Consider the following 19,922-nt stretch of genomic DNA (forward strand, 5'->3'; position numbering starts at 1 on the left):
GAGTGTGACCGTGCCGTCGCTCCGTTGCGATGCAGCCAGCATCACACTTTCCTTTACATGCTGTCAAGAAATTTATACTTATGAATCTTCCTTGACAGACTGTAAGAATTAACTCCACACTGTCTCATACAGTCCCCATGAACCAGATCGAACAGAAACAAGGGAGTTTCATCGATGAGTCAGACCATTTCGGTAGCGAGCCGCGGCTCTGTACGGGCCACTTTCGTGGCCGCCTACAGCGCTGTCACCCTCGCGCAGATCACCAACGCGTTGCCAGGGGCCCTCAGCGGCACCTTTGCCGTGGAATTCCATACCTCGGGCGCCGGCCTGACCTGGATCGCGGGCATGTTCCTGATGGGCATTGTGGTGTTCGAGCTCAGCTGGGGACTCCTGGGCGATATGTTCGGGCGCAGGAAGCTGCTCTATGTCGGCGCTGCCGTCAGCATCATCGGCTCGGTCATGGCCGCGATGGCGCCCTCCACCGGCGTGATGATCGTCGCGCAGGCCATCGGCGGCATAGGGGCGGGCATACTCTTTCCCATTTCGCTTTCCATGATCGCGGCGATCACCCCCGACCACCGCGCCCGGGCGAAGGTCATCGCCACCTGGGCAGGGTTCCTGTCACTGGGCGCGGTGATTTCCCCGATGCTTGCCGGGTTCACTGCGCAGTTCTTCACGGTGCCCGGCGGTGGCCCAGGCGCCCCGAACGCCTTCAGTGGCTGGCGTGCGGCCTATTTGATTGCGGCCGCTGTTGCCGTCGTCGTTCTTCTCATCGCGGTCCGGGCGAAAGATTCCGCAGCCGCCGAGGGGCGCAAAGTGGACATGCCCGGCCAGCTCACTCTCGCCGTCGGCCTCATTGCCGTCCTTTACGCCACGGTGACGGCGGTCGACGCCGGCTTCGGCAGCGCGCAGGTTATCGCAAGCTACATCGCCGGCGGAGTCCTGCTGTTTGCTTTCGTCGTCATCGAGTCACGCACCGCGGAGCCACTGATCCACCTCTCGCTGTTCAAGAACAGCTCCTACTCGATCACCGGGATTGTGGCGGTCACAGGGATGTTCGCTTTCCTCGCGATCTGCTTCAGCACGAGCGTCGCCGTCAGCGGGCTGGCCCTGGCCGAGACCTGGAAGGTCGGAGTTCTATTCGTCTTCATCCAGGGCCCGGCATTCGCCTTCATCCCGGTTGTCGGGTGGCTCATCCACCACGTCGCTCCGCGCTGGGTCCTCACAGCGGGCTTCGCTTTCATGGCCGTTTCCGGTTTCTGGCTCTCGACCTTCACCCTCGGCACTCCGGAGACCTTCGGCGGCACCCCGTGGACGGCGTTCATTCCACCGCTGCTCGTACTGGGTATCGGATTCGCCCTCACGGTCGGCTCCGTTACCGCCGTGGCCATCAACACCGTCCCGGCCCAGCAAATCGGCATGGCGTCAGCCACGACGAACCTCCTGCGCGACCTCGGCTTCGCCCTCGGCCCCGTCATCGGCTCGGCCATCGCCTTCGCCATTGGAGCCACAGTCTTCGCGGGTCCCCTCGCCGGGATCCTCGGCGCGGCCGGCTTGCCCGCAGATGCCGTGGCCGGACTGGCCCATGTGCCGCCGCTGGGCTTCCTCTCAGGCTGGGACGGCGTCGTCGCCCAATTCTCCGGCCAGGCAGCGGCAGGCGGCGCACCCGCCCAGGCCGTCGACGGCATGGTCAAGGCCCTCACCGCCGCCAAGCCGCACATCCAGGGGGTCGCCGGGACCTCCCTCGGCCAGGGCTTCCAAACCGTCTACCTCTCCGCGGGCATCGCGGCGACCCTCTCCGCCGTTCTCACCTTGTTCATCTCCGCACGGTCCTCGGCACCTACCGCAGACACGGTTGCGGAGACCACCGAAGCAAGCACCGAGGCCGCCGTCATCGACTGACGGACGCCTCCACCCCTACTATCCGCAAGGAGAACACTGTGACTGCACCCATCGAGTCAGACATCGACATCTGGGATGACGACATCCTCGTTGACCCCTACCCCACATATGCCGCGCTCCGCGAGCAGGCTTCCGTGGTCCACCTTCCGAAGAACGAGCTGTACGTCCTGACGCGATACGACGGCATCCGCAATGCGCTCGGCGATCCGGAGGCATTCTCGTCCACCAGCATCGGATTCAACCCGATGGTCAACGAGGCACTGCAGGGCACCTCCCTTGCCTCCGACCCGCCGATCCACACGCAGCTCCGCGCCACGCTGTCACAGAACCTCACCCCCCGGGCCCTTCGCGGCCTCAAAGTCGTCATCGACGAAAAGGCCGACAAGCTTGTCGCGGAACTGGCCACCAGTGGCAGCTTCGAGGCCATCGATGCCCTGGCCCGGGCCTTCCCGATCGAAATCGTCGCCGACCTGATCGGCTTCAGCGGTCACGTCAAGGACAACATGCTGCGCTGGGGCCAGGCCGCGATGCAAGTGATCGGCCCGCTGAACCAGCGCACCCAGGAGAGCTTCCCGATCGCCGGCGAGCTGTACGGCTGGTGCTCCTCCGTCACCGCGGACGACCTCACTCCCGGCTCCATCGGCCGTGGCATCTTCGACGCCGAGACCCGCGGCGACATCCCTAACGGTTCCGCGGGCCACATCATCCACCAGTACCTCGGAGCCGGCGTCGACACGACCATTGCCTCCATCGGCAACATCGTCGCGCTGTTCGGCCGCCACCCCGACCAGTTCGAGCTGGTCCGGGAGAACCCCGAACTGGTTCCCGCCGCGTTCGCCGAAGTGCTGCGCTACTGGGCACCGGTCCACATCTGGGGACGCGAAGCAACCCGCGATGTGGAAATCGAAGGAGTTACGATTCCCTCAGGTGCCCAGGTCGGCATCCTCTTCGGTGCCGGCAACCGGGACCCGCGCCACTACGCGAATCCCGACACCTTCGATGTGAAACGCAATCCTGTGGACCACCTTTCCTTCGGTTACGGACCGCACGGCTGCGCCGGCCAGGGGCTCGCGAAACTCGAGGCGCATGCGATCATCGAAGCACTTGCCCGCAGGGTGAAGACCCTGACCCTCTCCGATGAGGTCCGCGAGCCGAGCAATATTACGCGGAGCTTCGAGGTGCTCCAGGTTGAAAAGGTGGTGGCGGCATGAGGATCGAACTGGACCGTCCCCGCTGCGAAGGCCACGGCCTGTGCGAAGAAGCCGCGCCCGCGCTGATGCACCTGAATGACGACGGCGAATTGGTCATCGATGTGCCGGATGTGGATGGGGCCGGGCTTGATGCCGCCCAGGCGGCGGTCAGGGTTTGCCCGGTAGCGGCGCTCCGATTGGCTGCGGCATGACCTTGCGCAGGATTGTGGTGGTTGGCAACGGGATCGCCGGGCTCACCGCCTGCGACACGCTGCGTTCGGCGGGCTTCGACGGCGAGTTGACGGTGGTCGGCGCCGAGCGCCACCAACCGTACAGCCGTCCCGCCCTGTCGAAGGCGCTGCTGCACGATGTTAGGGGGAGCGGGGTTAGCGGGAGCGGGGTTGGCGGGAGCAGCGCCGGCGCCCTCCAGGCGCACCAACTTCCCGAGCCGGGCCACGAAGCGAGCGAGATGCTCGGCGTCAGCGCCACGGGACTGGACGTCGACGCCCGGCTGGTTCATCTGGACGGAGGCGATGAACTGCCGTACGACGGCCTCGTCATCGCCTCCGGTTCCCGGGCGAAGCACCTCACGGCGGGAGCGCAAAGGAACGGCTCCTCCCGGGAGCTCACACTGCGCACCATTGAGGATGCGATCCTGCTCAAGGAACGCCTCGCATCGCGTCCCTCGGTGGTTGTGATCGGCGGCGGGCCGCTCGGAATGGAGGTTGCCTCGGGTTGCCTGCACGTTGGCTGCGAAGTCACGCTCGTCTCCGACGCCAAGCCCCTCTCGCGCCAGCTCGGCGGCCACCTCGCGGACATGTTCACCTCCGCCGCCATCCGGCAGGGCCTACGAGTGGTTGTCGGGGGGAAAGCCCGCCTAGTGGAGTCCGACGCCGGGACGCAGGTTGTCTTGGCCGACGGCACCGAGCTTGAGGCGGATCTGGTGGTCACCGCCGTCGGCGACGAACCGAACACGGACTGGTTGGCTGAAACCCGGCTCCTCGTCGATGGGGCGCTGCGGGTCGACTCCCGCGGCCGGCTTCGGCCGGATATCGTCGCCGCCGGCGACGTCGCGTTCTTCCCGAGCAGTCGCGGGGTGAGGCGGGTGCCCCTCTGGACGAGCGCCATCGACCAGGCGAAGGTGGCCGCCGTCGGGCTGCTCAAGGGTGACTCGGCGCCCGAGTTCACTTTCCAGCCGTACTTCTGGACCGAGGCTTTCGGCCTGTCGCTCAAGTCGGTCGGATTCACGCCCGTGGTCGGCGCACCGGACTACTGCGAGCCGGGGGAGGACAGCGACTCGATGCTCTTGCGCTGGGAGGACAAGGACGGCTCCGGGACCGCGGCGGCGATCAACTACCGGATTCCGGTCCCGAAATTGCGGCGGCTGGCCGACGCCGGCCCATAAACCCGGACCCTCGCTCACATATACGGCCAAATCCCAGGACCCTCGCTCAGATCATCTGAGCGGGCGTCGGCCGGAAACACCCCAAAAGTGAGCGAGCGTCCGGGGAGGGCAGGCGCCATGGCAGGACGACGGCACAAGGGGACTGCCGCCGTCGGGCACTGACCGAGCAGCGCCGGCACATCCACCCGGACGCCCGCTCACATACACGGCCAAATCCCAGGACCCTCGCTCAGATCTTGTGAGCGAGCGTCGGCCGGAAACCCCCCAAAAGTGAGCGAGCGTCCGGGGAGGGCAGGCGCAATGGCAGGACGACGGCGCAAAGGGACTGCCGCCGTCGGGCACTGACCGAGCAGCGCCGGCACATCCACCCGGACCCTGGCTCACGTATACGGCCATCCACCCGGACCCTCGCTCACATACACGGCCATAAACCCGGACCCTCGCTCACATACACGGCCATCCACGAGGACGCGTGCCCATCTTTACGGCATGTCAGGCCACTGGGCGACGCGCATCCTTTGCGACTCCTCCGCACAATTGCCGAACACCACGGTTAGGATTGACCCATGTCGTCGTTGCGAGAAGCCCAGAAGCAGCTGACCCGCGACATGATCGTCGAACGGGCGCTCGAACTCTTCACCGAGAAGGGCTACGCCGCCACCACGATCGACGAGATCGCCGCCGCTGCCGGCACCACCAGGGTGACCTTTTACGCCTACTACCCCTCGCGCAGTGACCTGATGAGGGACTTCATGGCGCGTGTCAACGCCGTGCTCGACCGCGCGGATGGTCCCGACAGGGCGTCGACCGCCGTCGAGCTCGTCGACGTGGTGCGGGAGGGCAAACTGCCGGGAATCCTTGCGTGGCTAGAGTCGCGCGCTGCGCTCTGGCCGGTCTTCCGTCCGTACCTCGATGTGCTCGACGAGGCCGCCGCGGTCGATCGCGAAGTGCGGACGTTGGTGGAGGGATGGCACGAGGAAGTCATCTCCGACATCGTCCGCGGCATGCAACAGGCTGGCCGCTTCCCTGAGGAAACGCACCACATCCGCGGAACACTCGCCTTCACCCAGCTGGACTACGTCGCGACGCTCTGGACTCGCCGCAAGCTCGAGCCAAACCGCGACCACGCGCTTGAGGTGCTGGCCGACAGCTGGTACCACTTGCTCTGCGACGAAGGATAATCCAGCCCAACGCAGTTGGTCGCGGCTCAGCTGCCGACTGTGCCTCACAGGAGTAGCGTTTGCCTTGACTGACGATAGGGGTCCACATGAGCTACAAGTATCGAACCGTCCGGGTTCGTGGCACCGAGATGGTTGGAACCATTGCGCGAAAACACGGCAGCGCGCCGGAGATCTATGAAACGTCGAAGGACGCGAACACGTCGGTAGTTCCCGTGTTTTTCCAGGCAACAGGAGAGATTCGATTCTTCGACAGGGCAATGCTGGAGGACGTCGTGACCCCGACGTGAAATCCACTGGGCCAATGGAGGAATCCAATGACTGAAAGCAACAATTCGCCGAACAAACCCACGATGTCGGCGATCTGGTCCGACGGCCTTGGCCGGGCCGGGATCCGTTCAGCGCAGATGCTCCTGGTCATCACCCTGGTCTCGGTGATTGTGTGGGCGATGACCACTGTGCCGCTCGTCATGATCCCGGTCACGATCGCGCTCATTCTTGCCTCTGCGATCTCGCCTCTAGTGCGTTGGCTGACAGCCCGCCGGTGGCCCCGGGCCCTCGCCGTCGCAGCATCGTTCGTGGGGATCCTCGCAGTCTTCGGCGGAGTTATCACCGGAATCGTCTTCCTTATCAGGGCGCAATCCAAGGAGCTTGCCGTGAAATTCACTGCCGGCATCGACCAATTGCACCAATTCCTGAACAACGGACCTTTCAGGGTCAGCGACGAGCAGATCCGCTCCGTGGCCGATTCCATCCAGCGTTTCTTCACGAGCAGTAGCTTCGGTGCGGAAGCGCTCACCGGGGCCCGTACCGTCGGTGAAATCCTGGCCGGCTTGGTTCTTATGGTCGTGATCTTGTTCTTCTTCCTCAAGGACGGCGAAAAGATCAGGACTTTCCTCTTCGGATTCCTTCCGGCGGCTCACCGCGGGAAGGCGCATCTCACGGCGGAAAGAAGCGCCACCGTTTTGGGAGGCTATGTCCGCGGCACGGCTCTGATCGCAGCAGTGAACGGCGTGATCATCGGGACAGTCCTGGCCATCCTCGGTGTCCCGCTTGCCCTGCCCCTGGGTGTTTTTGTGTTTATCGGCGGCTTCATTCCGATCATTGGTTCCACTGCGGCAGGTACCCTGGCTGTGGGTGTCGCCCTGATCTCTAACGGTCCGGTGACGTCCCTCATCGTCCTCGCTGTCCTCGTAGCGGCCAACCAGCTTGAGCACCATTTCCTCCAACCCGTTTTGATGGGCAAGGTCCTGAGCATTCATGGACTGGCCATTTTGCTGGCTTTGGCCATCGGCACGATGCTCGCAGGCATTATCGGTGCCCTACTGGCCGTACCGACCGCCGCCGTTGCTTGGACTGCCATCAAGACGTGGACCGGGCGAGGCGACACGGCGCCCGCCGCCATCGACGCCGCCGACGGAACCGTGGCCTGAATAGGACTCACACAGCCAAAGCTCGGTCCTACGGTTGCGCGAGAAGCTCGTCGTGCAGTTGTTGCAGGTGGGACGGTTGTTCTGCGAGTGCCCGCATGGTCGGCGGTGGACTAGGTGCCTGAACGTCCGCGAGGGGGTCGTCGGTGCGAGGGACGGCGAGGCTCAAGGCCCCGCCGACGTCGGGTGCCGCGGCATCGCGTCGGGTGAGGGCCGGCAGATTCCAACGATGTTCGATGGTCGCAAGGACGCTCGTGTGATCGAGCGGGACAGGTCCAGGGGCCCTAAAGACGGTACCAGCGGGGATGAGCGGACTCATCAGTACCGTTGGCACCCGCACTCCGAACCGGGTGAAATCGAAACCGAATTCCCCGGGGGTATCGTCCGGTGGCGTTGCGCCCCACGGCGGGGCGACGTGGTCGTAGCAGCCGCCGTGTTCGTCATACGTGACGATGAGCAGGGTGGAGTCCCAGGCCGGACCATCGCGCACGGCGCGATAGGCGTCCAGCAGGAACTGCTCTCCGAGCGCGACGTTGTAGTTGGGGTGCTCGCTGTTGCCTGTCGAGGACCAGGACGGTTCGAGGAAGGCGTATGCGGGGAGCCGCCCGGCCGCCGCGTCGGCTTGGAAGTCCGTGAACAGGCCAATGTTCGACGCCGGAGCGTGCCGCGTGTCGTCGAAGTCGAGTTTGGTCAGGGGTGACCTGGTTTCGCCATAGATCGTCCACGGGATGCCATGGTTGCCGAGGTGCCCGAAGATACTCGGCACGGTGAACCGCTTGGCCTTGTCATCCAAGTTGCCCTGGCTGGTGCCGGCGCAGGCGAAGGCCCGGTTAGGCATCGTCATCGTGGGAGCCGACGCGAACCAGGCGTCACAGACGGCGAATCCCTTCGCCATCGCCGACAACACAGGCAGTGTCTGCGGGGTGAAGCAGCCCATGATCATGTGCTCGGTTGTGCCCGGCACCACGTGCCAGCCCTTGGCGAGGTTGTCCTTGATGGCGCCGGCGTAGTTGCCTAAAAAACCGGTCATGGAAGGAACAGCCCCCGCTTTCGGCGCGCCGGCGCTGCCAAAGAGCTGGGCGTTCGTTGCCCGGTACCCTTCTCCAGGGTCGGCGCCCGGCATGAAGTAGAGGTCGGGGGTCGAGGGAGTCAGCCGATAGACTCCAACCGGACTGCCATCGGAGCCTGGGCAGGACTCCGTGCCGGTCAGGCCCTCGAACTGGTCCCCCGCAGGGGAAACATTGCCGGAATCGGCATAGAGGTATCCGAGCATGTGATCGAATGATCGGTTTTCAAGCATCAAGACGACGATGTGGTCGACGGCGTTGAGACCAGTTACCGTCACGGCGACCATCCCCTTCGAAAAGAGTTCCTGTCCGTGCTGAACAGTCTCCCACGCCGCCTTGCCGGTGGGTATGCCTTGGGCTCGTTGCTCTCAGCCGGGAACGGTAGCCATGACGCGTTCACCGTTGAAGTATTCGAGCTGCCAGCCGTCAACGGGATGGTGGTGGGCAAGGTTGAGCACGGCGTTGTCGATGCTTTGCAAAGTGCGGCCAACCGCGCGGCCGAGGCTCACGCGGAGGAGTGTTCCGTGGGCGACAACCAGGACGCGGCGGCCGCTGAACTCGTCCGCCAGCGCTTCCAGTGCGGCTAGCCCACGGGAGGCTGCCTCGTCCTCGGTTTCCGCGCCGCGGAAACCACCGGGGATGCGCAGCGCGTCCAATTCAGGTCCTGCATGAAGGCCTTCGGCAGGTCCAAAGCGTCGCTCGGTGAGCTCCGGCACGTGCCGGTCCACGCTCAGCCCCAACCCTGCAGCGATCAGCTCGGCGGTTTCCGCGGCCCGGCTCAACGGTGAGGAAACGACGACGTCCCACTCGTGACCGGACAGGACGGCGACGGCGTCACGCGCTTGCCCACGGCCGACGTCGTTCAGCGGAATGTCGGTGGATCCCTGCAGCCGGCGCTGGGCATTCCAGTCTGTCTGACCGTGGCGGACGAGGGCGAAGGTAGTAAGGGGCATGCCTTCCATTCTGCCTTGGGAGGACCCCTGGCTAGATCCAGTCCCGCTTCTTGAATGCCAAGTACAGGAATATTGAACCGCCGGCCATGAGTGCGCTGGATAGCCAGAGGCCGTAATCGCTCTGGAAGCCGAAGAAGGGCACGTTCTGACCGAAAAAACCGGTCACGGCAGTGGGGACGGCGATAATCGCGGCCCAGCTGGTCACCTTCTTCATGACGAGGTTCATCTGGTTCCCCTGGATGCTGATGTGGGTTTCCAGGATGGTGGTGACCAGATCGCGGAGGGATTCCGTCCATTCCGTGGCACGCAGCACGTGGTCGTAGACGTCCTGCAGGAAGGGCTGCATCGCCGGGCTGCAGCCGACCAGGTCCTCCCGCCGGAGGAGGGTGTTGAGGACTTCACGCATGGGCAGGACGACGCGGCGGAGCCGGACGAGGTTCTTGCGGAGTTCGAAGGTCTTCCGCTGCAGGTCATGGTCGGGGGAGTGGTCATCGAAGAGCGACTCCTCGAGGGCGTCGATGTAGCCATCGAGTTCCTGGACGGCGTCGAAGTGCCCGTCGACGATCATGTCCAGCAGGCCCCAGAAGAGGAAAGGCACGCCGTGTTGGGCGAGGTCGGTTTCCGCGTCCCAGTGCGCCGTCAGCTTGTCGGTGTCGAACCCTGTCCCGTGCACTGTCACGAGGGCGTTGTGGGTCACGAACGCCGAGATTTCGACGACGGCCAGTTCGCCGGTGCCTGGCTGCAACGCCGCTTGGTACGCCGAGAGGAACAGGTGGTTCGGGTACCGGTCCAGTTTGGGCCGCTGGAAGTCGTGGACGGCGTCCTCGACGGCGAGGCGGTGGAGCCCGTACACGGTTTCGACGCCGAGCAGGTCATCCGCCGTCGGGTCCGTGTAGTCGATCCACAGCACCACGTCATCCTGGCGGGCCAGGGCTTCGATTTCGTGGGCCCGGACATCGTCGCGTTCGAGTTTGCCTTCGCGGTATAGCCGTATGAACACCATCCGCCCCATGGTACGGGACCCTAATCCGTGCTTCCTGAGTGGCAAGGCTTCCCTGCCGGGACGTGTCTTTGCCGCGCTTCCGTCCCTACAATTTAAGTGCGGCCGCGCGGTGTCCTGCCGCGGGCCGCCGACTAAGGAGAGCCATCATGGGTTGGGGTGAGAGGATCCATCACGCTGCCGGGAAATTCCACGGCAAGGCCACGGAAGCGGCCGGCGAGGCCACCGGCAATGACCGGCTGAAGGCTGAGGGCAAGTCCCGTCAGGTCAGGGCCGATCTGAAGCTGGCAGGCGAAAAGATCAAAGGCGCCTTCAGGAAGCACTAGTCCTCCGACGCCGACAGCAGGGCGCGGGCCGTGCGGCCCGCGCCCGCGTCATGTCCCGATACTTTGTTCGAGCATCTGGACGGGGTCATTACGGCCAGCCATGATGAAGGGAGGCGCGGAGGGCTGGATCGTCAACCCCAGTTTGCGAGTGGCACCCGCAGTGGAGGCGCGGTGACATGACACGCGAATCGGTGCCGGCGGAGCAGGCGAAGTCAGTAGCTTCCCTTGAGCCCAGCGAAGCTTTCGTGGCCGAATACTTTGCCCAGGTGCCCCCGGAGGATCTGCGAAGCTACAGTCCCGAGACACTCCGTGCGCGGGCCGCGCACCATCTGAAAGTGGCGTCGTCGCGCGCGCCCGGGCAAGCCGCCGTCGGGATCTTGACCGAATTGGATGCCAGCATCGTCGCAGTCGTGACGGACGACATCCCGTATCTGGTCCACTCCGTCACGGCGGAGCTCACCCGCGACGACACGTCCATCAATCTGCTGGTTCATCCCAGCTTTAGGGTGCTTCGCGACCCGGTGTCCCACGAGCTACTGGAAGTCCGCCTTGAAACGTCCATGGAGGGCGAAACCCCTCCGGAGGCCGGGGAAACCGAGGTCTGGATTGCCGCGGAGATCGGCAGGCTGCCCGATGCGGCTGCCGTGAGGCGACTGACGGATAACCTGCAGAGAGTGCTGGATGATGTCCGGGTTGCCACCCGCGACGGATCCGCCATCCGTGGCAAGCTCGCCGAAGCCGTCGCCTCGGTGGACGGGTTCCCGCGCGATGTGGCGCCGCCACCGAAACAGCTCAGGGAACTGCTCCTCTGGCTCGACGACGGAAACTTCCTGTTTCTCGGGTACACCGAAGGCGAACTCACGACGGCGGGCGGCCAGGACATGCTCGTCGAACGGCAAGGCGCCGGGCTGGGTCTGCTGCGGCGGATACAGGGGGACGCCTCCGGAAGCGCTGGGCCACGCGCACCCGGTATCCCAGGGTCACGGGCACTCGCCCTCTCCACCTCGGAGGTGCGATCCACCGTCCTGAGGCGCTCGTACCTCGACGAAGTTCGCCTGCAAATGTTCGATGCGGCCGGCCGGACCACCGGCGAACGACGCTTTGTGGGGTTGTTCACGCCCGGCGCCACGCACCAATCGGTCCGCCGGATTCCGGTAATCCGCGAGAAAGTCCAGGCAGTCAGCGAAAGACTGGGGTTTACGCCCCGATCGCACCAAACCAGGGACCTGATGGCTATCCTGGAGACTTTTCCGCGGGACGAACTGTTCCACGTTGAAGCGGATGAGCTCGCGCGCCTGGCGGGCGAAATTCTTCGTGCCGAGGTGCTGCAGCGGATCCGCGTGTTCCTTCGACCTGACAGCCATGGACGGTTCGTGTCCGCACTCGTCTTCTTCCCGCGCCACCGTTACAGCACCGCTGTCCGGCTGTTGATGGAGGAAGAACTCAGGCGCGCGTTCAAGGCGGACGCAGTCGATTTCGAGGTCCGTCTGACCGAGTCGCCCATGGCCCGGGTGTTCTTCCGGATCCATGTAGGTGCCACGCCCGACGCCGCGGCGTCCAGGGCCGCCGTCGTCGACCCTTCCCAACTCGAGCGGCGCCTGATAGCCGCTACCCGCTCATGGTCGGACGGGCTCGACGACGCGGTCCGGGACCGCTTCCCGGCGGCGGAGGCCGCAAGGCTCGCCGGGCTCTGGTCCGACGCCTTTCCCGCCGGTTATCGCGCCGTTTACGAGGCGGAGGCCGCGCTCGGGGACATCGTCAACTTCGAGACCTTCGACCTGGACGGAGCAGGGGGCAGGCCATACGGGGATCCGCTGCTCACGGTGTACGCCAGGAAGGGTGCGCCGGGCACGCTCGTCGAGGACGCCCGGATCCGCCTCTACCTGACAAGGCCCAGGAGCCTGACTCAGATCCTGCCCTTCCTGCACAACTTCGGGCTCGAAGTGCTGGACCAGCGGCCTTTCGAGCTTCGGCGGGGTGGCCAGGAGCTGTTTCTTTACGACCTCGGCGTGAAGTTTCCTGGCGGCGTTGACCCCGAGGGAACCAGCGGACTGCTCGCGGATGCCTTCACGGCGGCAATGCGGGGGGACATCGAATCCGACCGGATCGACGCACTCGTCATCCGGGAACGGCTTGCGTGGCGGCAGGCCGCAATCCTGAGAAGTTACGCGAAATACCTCCAGCAGCTGGGGACCACCAACTCGTACGGATTCATCGCGGACACGCTGATCAGCAACGTCCGGGCAACACGCGCGCTCCTTGCCCTGTTCCAAGCGAAGTTCGATCCGGGACTGGACGAGCCTGACCGCGGCAGGAACATTGCTGATGCCAAAAAGGAGTTGCTGGCCGCGATCGACGACGTCCCGGTCCTCGACGCGGACCGGCTGCTGCGCACGTTCATGAACCTCGTCGAAGCCACAACGCGGACCAACTACTTCCTGGACAAGGCCCACTTGAGCTTCAAACTCAATCCCGCCGCGATTGCAGGTGCCCCGTTTCCGCGCCCGAAGTACGAGATCTGGGTGTACTCGCCGCGGGTGGAAGGCGTTCACCTGCGCTTCGGAACCCTGGCGCGCGGGGGTTTGCGGTGGTCTGACCGAAGCGAGGATTTCCGGACCGAGGTCCTGGGACTGGTCAAGGCACAAAACGTGAAGAACTCCGTCATTGTGCCCACAGGAGCAAAAGGAGGTTTCTATCCCAAGCGGCTGCCCGACCCGGCAATGGACCGGGAGGCATGGCTCGCTGAGGGCCTGGAGTGCTATCGGATCTTCGTCAAGGGCATGCTGGACATCACTGACAATCTGCTCGCCTCATCCAGGGGAGAGTCGGTGGTGCCCCCGGCCGGCGTGGTGCGCCATGACGGCGATGACTATTACTTGGTGGTTGCAGCTGACAAGGGAACAGCGTCATTTTCAGACTCAGCCAATTCCGTGGCCCGGGAGTACGGCTTTTGGCTCGGCGACGCGTTCGCGTCCGGGGGATCCGTGGGATATGACCACAAGCAGATGGGCATCACGGCCCGCGGTGCATGGGAATCCGCGAAACACCATTTCAGCGAGCTCGGCATGGATTCACAGAGCGAAGACTTCACTGTGGCCGGCATCGGAGACATGAGCGGGGACGTGTTCGGAAACGCGATGCTGCTCTCGCCGCACATCCGTCTGGTGGCGGCTTTCGACCATCGGGACATCTTTCTTGATCCGAGTCCTGACGCGGCAACGTCCTTCGAAGAACGCAGGCGTCTCTTCGGTCTTCCCCGTTCGTCCTGGGCCGACTACGATCCTTCGCTGATCAGCGAAGGCGGGGGTGTCCATTCCCGCCGGGCCAAAGCCATCGGGATCACGGAGCAGGTCCGGACTGCCCTCGGCCTGGAGCCGGGGACGGCTTCGCTGCCTCCCCACGCGCTGATGCAGGCCATTCTCCGGGCGCCCGTGGACCTGCTCTACAACGGGGGAATCGGAACATACGTCAAAGCCTCCACCGAGGACCACACCGACGTCGGCGACAAAGCCAACGACGCCATCAGGGTCAACGGCAACGAGCTGAGGACCCGGATCGTGGCCGAGGGCGGGAACCTGGGGTTCACGCAGCGCGGCCGGATTGAGGCGGCACTCGCCGGTGTCCTCCTCAACACCGATGCGATAGACAATTCGGCCGGCGTGGACTGTTCGGACCACGAGGTCAACATCAAGATCTTCGTTGACCGGATGATTGCGGCAGGGAAAACGGGGTCTGGGGAACGTGCGGGCTTCCTGCATTCCCTGACCGATGAAGTGAGCCGCCTGGTCCTGGCAAACAACACGGACCAGAACGTCCTCCTTTTCAACGACCGGCACTTGGCGCCGGAGCTGAGTCCTGGTTTTGAACGGATCATGGACTGGCTGGAGGACGCGGCGGACTTGGACCGCGGCCTGGAGGCCCTGCCGAGCACGGAACAACTCCAAGACAGGCTGCGGGCAGGCACTGGACTGACCTCGCCGGAGCTGTCGGTGCTAGCCGCCTACGCGAAGATCGAGCTGGCGAGGGAGCTGACCGCCAGCGACCTCGCCGACGATCCCTGGTTCAAGCGGGTCCTCCGTGGCTACTTTCCACGCCAGTTGTCCGAGCGCTTTGATGCTGAACTGGACTCCCACCCGCTGCGTCGGCAGATCATCTGCACGGTGGTGGCCAACGACATGATCAACCTTGGAGGGATCACGTTCGCCTTCCGAGCCATCGAGGAGACTACGGCAACTGCGGCGGCCGTGGCCAGGGCTTTCGTGGTGGTCCGCGAGGCTTATGAGCTGCAGCGGTTCGTGGACAGGATCGCAAGCCTGCCTCCCGGGTTTCCCAGCGAACACGCCGCTGCGGTGGCCCTTCCACTGCGCAGGCTCCTCGACCGGGCAACCCGGTGGTACGTGACACACGATCATCGGGACCAAGCCATCGCGGAAGCCCTGAGGAGGATCGGGCCGACCCTGGACCTGCTACGGACCCGGACCACGGAATTTCTGCGCGGCTCGGACCTTGACCGCGCCGAGCAACGGCTGGCGCATTGGAACGACGTCGGGATGCCGGGTGATCTGGGGCGGCGCGCCTCCGATTTGCTCGAGAGCTTCTCCCTCCTGGACATCTCGCTGGTGGCGGAGCAAGTGGATGAACCCCTCACCACCATCGCCGACATGTACCACACGGTCATTCATTGGATCGGTGTGGGAACGCTGTTGCTGCGCATCACTGACCTGCCGCGGCAAAGCCGGTGGGAAGCCCTGGCTCGTGCAGCCCTGCGCGACGACGCCTATTCCGCCGTCGTCGACATCACCATTTCCGTCATGCGGACGACCCGGGCGAGCGGGGCCTCCGGCGCCTCTGCCGTGGACCGCATCGTGGAGTGGGAGAGTGGACGCCAGGAGCAGCTGGGAAGGATCAAGGACACCTTTGTGGAGGTCACCAAACCCGGGCAAGTAGACCTCGCGTCGATCTCCGTGGCCCTGAAACTCCTGCGAACGCTGGCGAAGCGCTAGCCGTTTTGAACCTTGAACCCGGGGGATCGTCGCACAAGACGCTTTTTGGGCTACGGGATGCGAATCCTCTAAGGTTGGTGCCCGATGGCAGCTTTTAATGAAACGTCCGATCAGCCTGGATCCGCGTCGCCGCGTGGGCCTGTCTTCGTCGACGCCTCAGGCCGGCGCCTGCAGAGGCTCAAGCTTATTGGGCTCGGAGCCCTTGTGCTCGCAGGAGGCTATGTCGTCCTCCTGCTGGTTGCGTTCATGGGAGGGCCCAATGTTGCGGCGCCGTTCCTGCCCCTGCCGGCCGCAGTGAAGCCCTTGGCGCCACCGGCCACTCCGGCAGCCCGTGGTCTTCCGTCATCCCCATCGACTCCGCCTTCCAACGCGGACGGGCTCCCGACCGGCGGGGGCCGATTGCCTGCGCCTTCGACGCCGGCCGCTTTCGGTGTTCCGGTGACTTCTCCTTCGCCCGCTGCTGTGGCACGACCGATCAACGGTGCGGCCGCGCAACATGCTGCCTCGTTTGCGCCGGTTGCGTCCTCTGCGCCGGGCTCGTCGCCGACGGGTCCGGGCAGGAGCGGGACAGCTCCGGGCCAGGCTACGCGACCGTCCACGCCGACGCACCCGTGAGTGCGCGCCGCCTGAGCAAGCGCACTGCTCCGGTCAGTGTCAGGGCGCACTGGTTCATCCTTCTGGCCGTCCTGTTGGCACTGGGTGTCGCACTCGTCGTGCAGGGGTACATGCATCACCTCGCCGGGATCGCCGATGACTCGGTGCCCGGGGGTGGCTCCGCGAGTACCGTCCCGGACGCGGTCTCGCACGGTGGGCCGGTGGTTGATTCCCGCGGCGGCGGCTACGTTCGTACCGTCGGTCCGCCGGACCGCACGCTCGCGCTGACGTTCGACGACGGTCCGGACCCGGTCTGGACTCCCCGGATCCTTGACGTCCTCCGCAAGCACCATGTCCATGCCACGTTTTTCGTGGTGGGTTCAGCTGCCATCGACAATCCCGACCTCGTACGCCGCATCCTTGCAGACGGCAACGAGATCGGGGTGCACACGTTGACACATGCGGACCTTGGGAGCGCCCCGGCTTGGCGCCAGCAGCTTGAGGTCCAGGGCGACCAGCAAGTGATTGCCGGCATCACGGGCCGTGCCTCGACGCTCCTGCGTCCGCCGTACAGCTCCGAGAACGACGCCGTCCGGGACGGGACGTGGGCGGCGATGCGCACCGCTGCGGACCGGGGTTATCTCACGGTGCTCTCCACCCAGGACAGTGAGGACTGGCAGCGGCCCGGAGTCGCCGCCATCGAGAAGAACCTCACCCCTTCAGGCCCGCAGGGCCAGGTGCTCCTCATGCACGACGGCGGCGGAGACAGGGAGCAGACGGTCACGGCGCTCGACTCCGTCCTCACCAAGGTCGCGGATCAAGGCTTCAGGGTCACGACGGCGGGCGACGCCGTCGGGATCGCAAGCATGCGCGATGCCTCGGTGGGAGAGCAGATCAGCGGAAACGCGTTGGTGTGGGGAATACGGCTCAGCGATTTCTTCATCGCCGCCATCTCCTGGGCGCTCGTTGCGGCCGGAGTCGTGACAGTGGTCCGGGCCGTGCTCGTGGTGGTGTGCGCAGCGCGCCACCGGAAAGCGGCGCGCCGGTCCCTTGCGACCGGCCGCAGCCGACGCCGGGTGGACGTGCCGGTCCGGCCCGAGGTCACGGAGCCGGTCAGCGTCATCGTCCCCGCGTACAACGAGGCCGCCGGCATCGAAGCCGCAGTCCGGTCTATCGCCGAATCAAGCCATCCGGTGGAGATCATTGTGGTTGACGACGGGTCGACCGATGACACCGCGGACATCGTCGAAAAGCTCGGCTTGCCGGGTGTTACGTTGATCCGGAAAGCGAACGGCGGCAAACCCTCCGCGTTGAATGCCGGGCTTGCAGCTGCCGGCCACGATCTCGTGGTGATGGTCGACGGTGATACCGTCTTCGAACCGGAAACGGTTCACGCCCTCATTCAGCCCTTCGCCGACCCTCGAGTGGGCGCAATTTCAGGGAACACCAAGGTTGCCAACCGTGGAGGGATCCTCGGAGCCTGGCAGCACATCGAATACGTCGTCGGCTTCAACCTGGACCGCAGGTTGTTCGACATCGCCGAGTGCATGCCGACCGTTCCCGGGGCTATTGGTGCCTTCCGCCGCGATGCCCTGTTCCGGGTTGGCGGAGTCAGCGACGACACGCTTGCTGAAGACACGGACCTGACCATGGCACTGTGCCGCGATGGCTGGCGGGTCGTGTACCAGGACGATGCGAGGGCCTGGACCGAAGCTCCCGCGAGCCTTGGCGCGCTTTGGAAACAGCGATACCGCTGGTGCTATGGCACGCTTCAGGCCATGTGGAAGCACCGGGGCGCGGTGGTGCAGGGCGGGCAGGCTGGAAAGCTCGGCCGGCGCGGGCTCGGCTATCTGCTCGTCCTCCAGGTGCTGCTGCCGCTGTTCGCTCCAGTAGTGGACGTCTTCGCCATCTACGGCCTGGTCTTCCTTGATCCGGTCCGGATCGCCGCGCTCTGGCTTGTCTTCCTCCTGGTGCAATTCCTTATGGCGGCCTATGCGTTCCGGCTCGACAATGAGTCGCTTCGTCCACTGTGGACCCTTCCGCTTCAGCAGTTCGTCTATCGGCAGCTCATGTATCTCGTCGTCATCCAGTCGGTAGTCACGGCCTTGGCCGGCGTGCACCTGCGGTGGCACCGAATGGAGAGGTATGGAAGCCTGCGCGTGCCGCCGGCTTCGCAGGGCCAAGCATAGCCACGGAGAGTGCCGGCGCGGGCTGTCCCTAACCCTTAGCGCGCAGCTCCCGCCGAAGGATCTTTCCTGACGCCGACTTGGGAATCACCTCGACGAACTCCACCGATCGCACGCGCTTGAACGGAGCCACCCGCCCGGCGACGAACTCCATGACCTCCCCGTCCCCGAGCTCGGCCCCCGCCTGCCGGACGACGAACGCCTTCGGCACCTCTTCGCCGTCGTCCGCGTGGGTGCCAATGACCGCGGCGTCCGCAATCCGCGGGTGGGTGAGCAGGAGCGCTTCGAGCTCGGCGGGCGCAATCTGGTAGCCCTTGTACTTGATCAGCTCCTTGAGCCGGTCGACGATCGTCACGACGCCGTCAGCCGTGACGGTCGCTATGTCACCGGTGCGGAGGAAGCCATCCGGATCGATAGTCGCCGCTGTTGCGTCGGGCCGGTTCAGGTAGCCGAGCATGACCTGCGGGCCGCGGACAAGGAGCTGACCGGGAGCGCTCGGTCCTTCGGCCGGGACTTCGATTTCTTCGTCCGTGGCGGGGTCGAGGAGCTTGCACTCTGTGTTCGGCACGGTGTAGCCCACTGAGTCGAGCGGGACATGCTCGGCGCCGTCGCGCGGGATGGCGTGGGATACGGGGCTCAGCTCGGTCATTCCATAGCCCTGGAGCATCGTGCACCCGAGGCGGTTCGCAACAGCGTGCCCCAGTTCGCCGTCAAGGGGCGCTGCTCCCGAAAGCACGGCGCGGACGGACGAGAGGTCGTATTGGTCCACCAGCGGATGCTTCGCCAGTGCGACGGCGATGGGCGGCGCGATGAAGAGGTAGGTACAGCGATGGTCCTGCGTGATCCGGAGGAACTCGGCGAGGTCGAACTTCGGCATCGTGACGAGCCGGGCCCGCTCGCCGAGGGCGAGATTGAGCAGCACGGTCAGGCCGTAGATATGGAAGAAGGGCAAGACGGCAAGCAGCACGTCGTCGGGAGTCACGCGGAAGAAGGCACTGGATTGCGCGACGTTCGCCACGAGGTTGTACTGGCTCAACAGGACACCCTTCGGCGTGCCGCTCGTGCCCGAGGAGTAGGGCACGACGGCGGCGGCATGCGGATCGACGCTCAGCGTCGGCGCGGGAAGGCCGGCGTCGATGATGTCCGCGAGCGAGGGATGGCCCGCGGCCGAGACGAGGCCGCCGCCGTCGAGCACCACGAGGCGCTCCGCCGGAATGCCGGCGGCCTGGGCGGCGGCCTCCGCGCGCTCCAGGAAGGGCGAGACGGTGAAGAGCCAGGAGGCGCCGGCGTCGCTGAGCTGGCTGCCGACTTCATCGGCGGTATACAGCGCGTTGATCGTGGTGACGACGGCGCCCGCGCGGAGGACCCCGTGGAAGAGGACCGCGAACGCCGGCACGTTGGGGCAGAAGAGGCCCACGGTGGTCCCTGGGCCGGCCCCGTGGCTCGCGAGCCAGCCTGCGGTGGCGTCGATTCGGCTGACGAGTTGCCGGTAGCTCATTTCCACGCCGGACGTGCCGTCCACGAGTGCGGTCCGGTCAAGGTCCTCGCCGCCCAGCCCACCGAATAGATACTCATAGATCGTGACTTCGGGGATCTCGACATCAGCGTACGGGCTGGTGAACATTGCGGCTCCTTCAGCGCACGACGGCGGGAGTCGCCGTCGTGCGTCCATTACACCCGGCGGCGCG

At 65.2% G+C, this 19,922-nt stretch carries 15 protein-coding genes; 10 read left to right on the forward strand and 5 right to left on the reverse strand.

Translation table 11 applies throughout. From position 1 onward, the window contains the following. Positions 1-174: 174 nt before the first annotated feature. The 7 genes from ACFVTG_RS00325 to ACFVTG_RS00355 all read left to right on the forward strand — a co-directional run bounded on the left by ACFVTG_RS00325 (position 175) and on the right by ACFVTG_RS00355 (position 7,108). A complete protein-coding gene (locus ACFVTG_RS00325; RefSeq protein WP_390277104.1) occupies positions 175-1,902 on the forward strand; it encodes an MFS transporter in 1,728 nt (575 codons plus the stop codon). A gap of 38 nt (positions 1,903-1,940) precedes the next feature. Continuing rightward, a complete protein-coding gene (locus tag ACFVTG_RS00330) occupies positions 1,941-3,113 on the forward strand; it encodes a cytochrome P450 (protein ID WP_390277106.1) in 1,173 nt (390 codons plus the stop codon). Then, positions 3,110-3,304, forward strand: a complete 195-nt coding sequence (locus ACFVTG_RS00335) for a ferredoxin (RefSeq protein ID WP_284752308.1) — start codon at positions 3,110-3,112, stop codon at positions 3,302-3,304. Before ACFVTG_RS00330 ends, ACFVTG_RS00335 begins: the two co-directional genes overlap by 4 nt. After that, positions 3,301-4,497 carry an NAD(P)/FAD-dependent oxidoreductase gene (locus ACFVTG_RS00340; RefSeq protein WP_390277109.1) on the forward strand — a complete coding sequence of 399 codons (1,197 nt, stop codon included), beginning with the start codon at positions 3,301-3,303 and terminating at the stop codon, positions 4,495-4,497. The genes ACFVTG_RS00335 and ACFVTG_RS00340 overlap by 4 nt, the downstream gene beginning before the upstream one ends. A 566-nt stretch (positions 4,498-5,063) precedes the next feature. Then, on the forward strand, positions 5,064-5,678 hold the full coding sequence (locus ACFVTG_RS00345) for a TetR/AcrR family transcriptional regulator (RefSeq protein WP_390277111.1): 615 nt from the start codon (positions 5,064-5,066) through the stop codon (positions 5,676-5,678). A gap of 86 nt (positions 5,679-5,764) precedes the next feature. Then, entirely contained in the window at positions 5,765-5,965 is a 201-nt protein-coding gene (locus tag ACFVTG_RS00350) for a hypothetical protein (RefSeq protein WP_284752305.1), read from the forward strand. A 27-nt stretch (positions 5,966-5,992) separates the two neighbouring features. Next, on the forward strand, positions 5,993-7,108 hold the full coding sequence (locus ACFVTG_RS00355) for an AI-2E family transporter (RefSeq protein ID WP_390277113.1): 1,116 nt from the start codon (positions 5,993-5,995) through the stop codon (positions 7,106-7,108). Positions 7,109-7,136: 28 nt separating this feature from the next. Here the strand turns inward: ACFVTG_RS00355 and ACFVTG_RS00360 are convergent, their stop codons facing one another. The 3 genes from ACFVTG_RS00360 to ACFVTG_RS00370 form a co-directional block, all read right to left on the reverse strand. After that, entirely contained in the window at positions 7,137-8,450 is a 1,314-nt protein-coding gene (locus ACFVTG_RS00360; RefSeq protein WP_390277115.1) for an alkaline phosphatase family protein, read from the reverse strand. Positions 8,451-8,540: 90 nt separating this feature from the next. Then, complete coding sequence (locus ACFVTG_RS00365) at positions 8,541-9,125, reverse strand: histidine phosphatase family protein (protein WP_390277118.1); 585 nt, start codon at positions 9,123-9,125, stop codon at positions 8,541-8,543. A 31-nt stretch (positions 9,126-9,156) separates the two neighbouring features. Further along, positions 9,157-10,128, reverse strand: a complete 972-nt coding sequence (locus ACFVTG_RS00370) for a magnesium transporter CorA family protein (RefSeq protein WP_390277120.1) — start codon at positions 10,126-10,128, stop codon at positions 9,157-9,159. A gap of 146 nt (positions 10,129-10,274) precedes the next feature. Between ACFVTG_RS00370 and ACFVTG_RS00375 the strand changes: the two genes are divergently transcribed. Both ACFVTG_RS00375 and ACFVTG_RS00380 read left to right on the forward strand, forming a co-directional pair. Then, a complete protein-coding gene (locus ACFVTG_RS00375) occupies positions 10,275-10,451 on the forward strand; it encodes a CsbD family protein (protein WP_059389945.1) in 177 nt (58 codons plus the stop codon). Positions 10,452-10,627: 176 nt separating this feature from the next. Continuing rightward, complete coding sequence (locus ACFVTG_RS00380; protein ID WP_390277123.1) at positions 10,628-15,454, forward strand: NAD-glutamate dehydrogenase; 4,827 nt, start codon at positions 10,628-10,630, stop codon at positions 15,452-15,454. A gap of 218 nt (positions 15,455-15,672) precedes the next feature. On the opposite strand, the gene ACFVTG_RS00385 is transcribed toward ACFVTG_RS00380, so the two are convergent. Continuing rightward, entirely contained in the window at positions 15,673-16,053 is a 381-nt protein-coding gene (locus ACFVTG_RS00385; protein ID WP_284752299.1) for a hypothetical protein, read from the reverse strand. Positions 16,054-16,065: 12 nt separating this feature from the next. On the opposite strand from ACFVTG_RS00385, the gene ACFVTG_RS00390 reads away from it, so the two are divergent. Continuing rightward, positions 16,066-18,237, forward strand: a complete 2,172-nt coding sequence (locus tag ACFVTG_RS00390) for a bifunctional polysaccharide deacetylase/glycosyltransferase family 2 protein (protein WP_390277126.1) — start codon at positions 16,066-16,068, stop codon at positions 18,235-18,237. A 28-nt stretch (positions 18,238-18,265) separates the two neighbouring features. Here ACFVTG_RS00390 and ACFVTG_RS00395 read toward each other — a convergent pair whose 3' ends face one another. After that, the gene (locus ACFVTG_RS00395; RefSeq protein ID WP_390277128.1) at positions 18,266-19,858 is read right to left on the reverse strand and encodes an AMP-binding protein; all 1,593 of its coding nucleotides are present in this window, start codon (positions 19,856-19,858) and stop codon (positions 18,266-18,268) included. Between the last annotated feature and the right edge of the window lie 64 nt (positions 19,859-19,922).

Origin of the sequence: Arthrobacter sp. NPDC058127, from assembly GCF_042884555.1 — a bacterium.
GTDB lineage: Bacteria > Actinomycetota > Actinomycetes > Actinomycetales > Micrococcaceae > Arthrobacter.

Bases quoted from the DNA above. Each gene is read 5' to 3' on its own strand.
- ACFVTG_RS00325 (WP_390277104.1), top strand. From the start codon at position 175: ATGAGTCAGACCATTTCGGTAGCGAGCCGCGGCTCTGTACGGGCCACT.
- ACFVTG_RS00335 (WP_284752308.1), top strand. From the start codon at position 3,110: ATGAGGATCGAACTGGACCGTCCCCGCTGCGAAGGCCACGGCCTGTGC.
- ACFVTG_RS00340 (WP_390277109.1), top strand. From the start codon at position 3,301: ATGACCTTGCGCAGGATTGTGGTGGTTGGCAACGGGATCGCCGGGCTC.
- ACFVTG_RS00345 (WP_390277111.1), top strand. From the start codon at position 5,064: ATGTCGTCGTTGCGAGAAGCCCAGAAGCAGCTGACCCGCGACATGATC.
- ACFVTG_RS00350 (WP_284752305.1), top strand. From the start codon at position 5,765: ATGAGCTACAAGTATCGAACCGTCCGGGTTCGTGGCACCGAGATGGTT.
- ACFVTG_RS00355 (WP_390277113.1), top strand. From the start codon at position 5,993: ATGACTGAAAGCAACAATTCGCCGAACAAACCCACGATGTCGGCGATC.
- ACFVTG_RS00365 (WP_390277118.1), bottom strand. From the start codon at position 9,125: ATGCCCCTTACTACCTTCGCCCTCGTCCGCCACGGTCAGACAGACTGG.
- ACFVTG_RS00370 (WP_390277120.1), bottom strand. From the start codon at position 10,128: ATGGTGTTCATACGGCTATACCGCGAAGGCAAACTCGAACGCGACGAT.
- ACFVTG_RS00375 (WP_059389945.1), top strand. From the start codon at position 10,275: ATGGGTTGGGGTGAGAGGATCCATCACGCTGCCGGGAAATTCCACGGC.
- ACFVTG_RS00380 (WP_390277123.1), top strand. From the start codon at position 10,628: ATGACACGCGAATCGGTGCCGGCGGAGCAGGCGAAGTCAGTAGCTTCC.
- ACFVTG_RS00395 (WP_390277128.1), bottom strand. From the start codon at position 19,858: ATGTTCACCAGCCCGTACGCTGATGTCGAGATCCCCGAAGTCACGATC.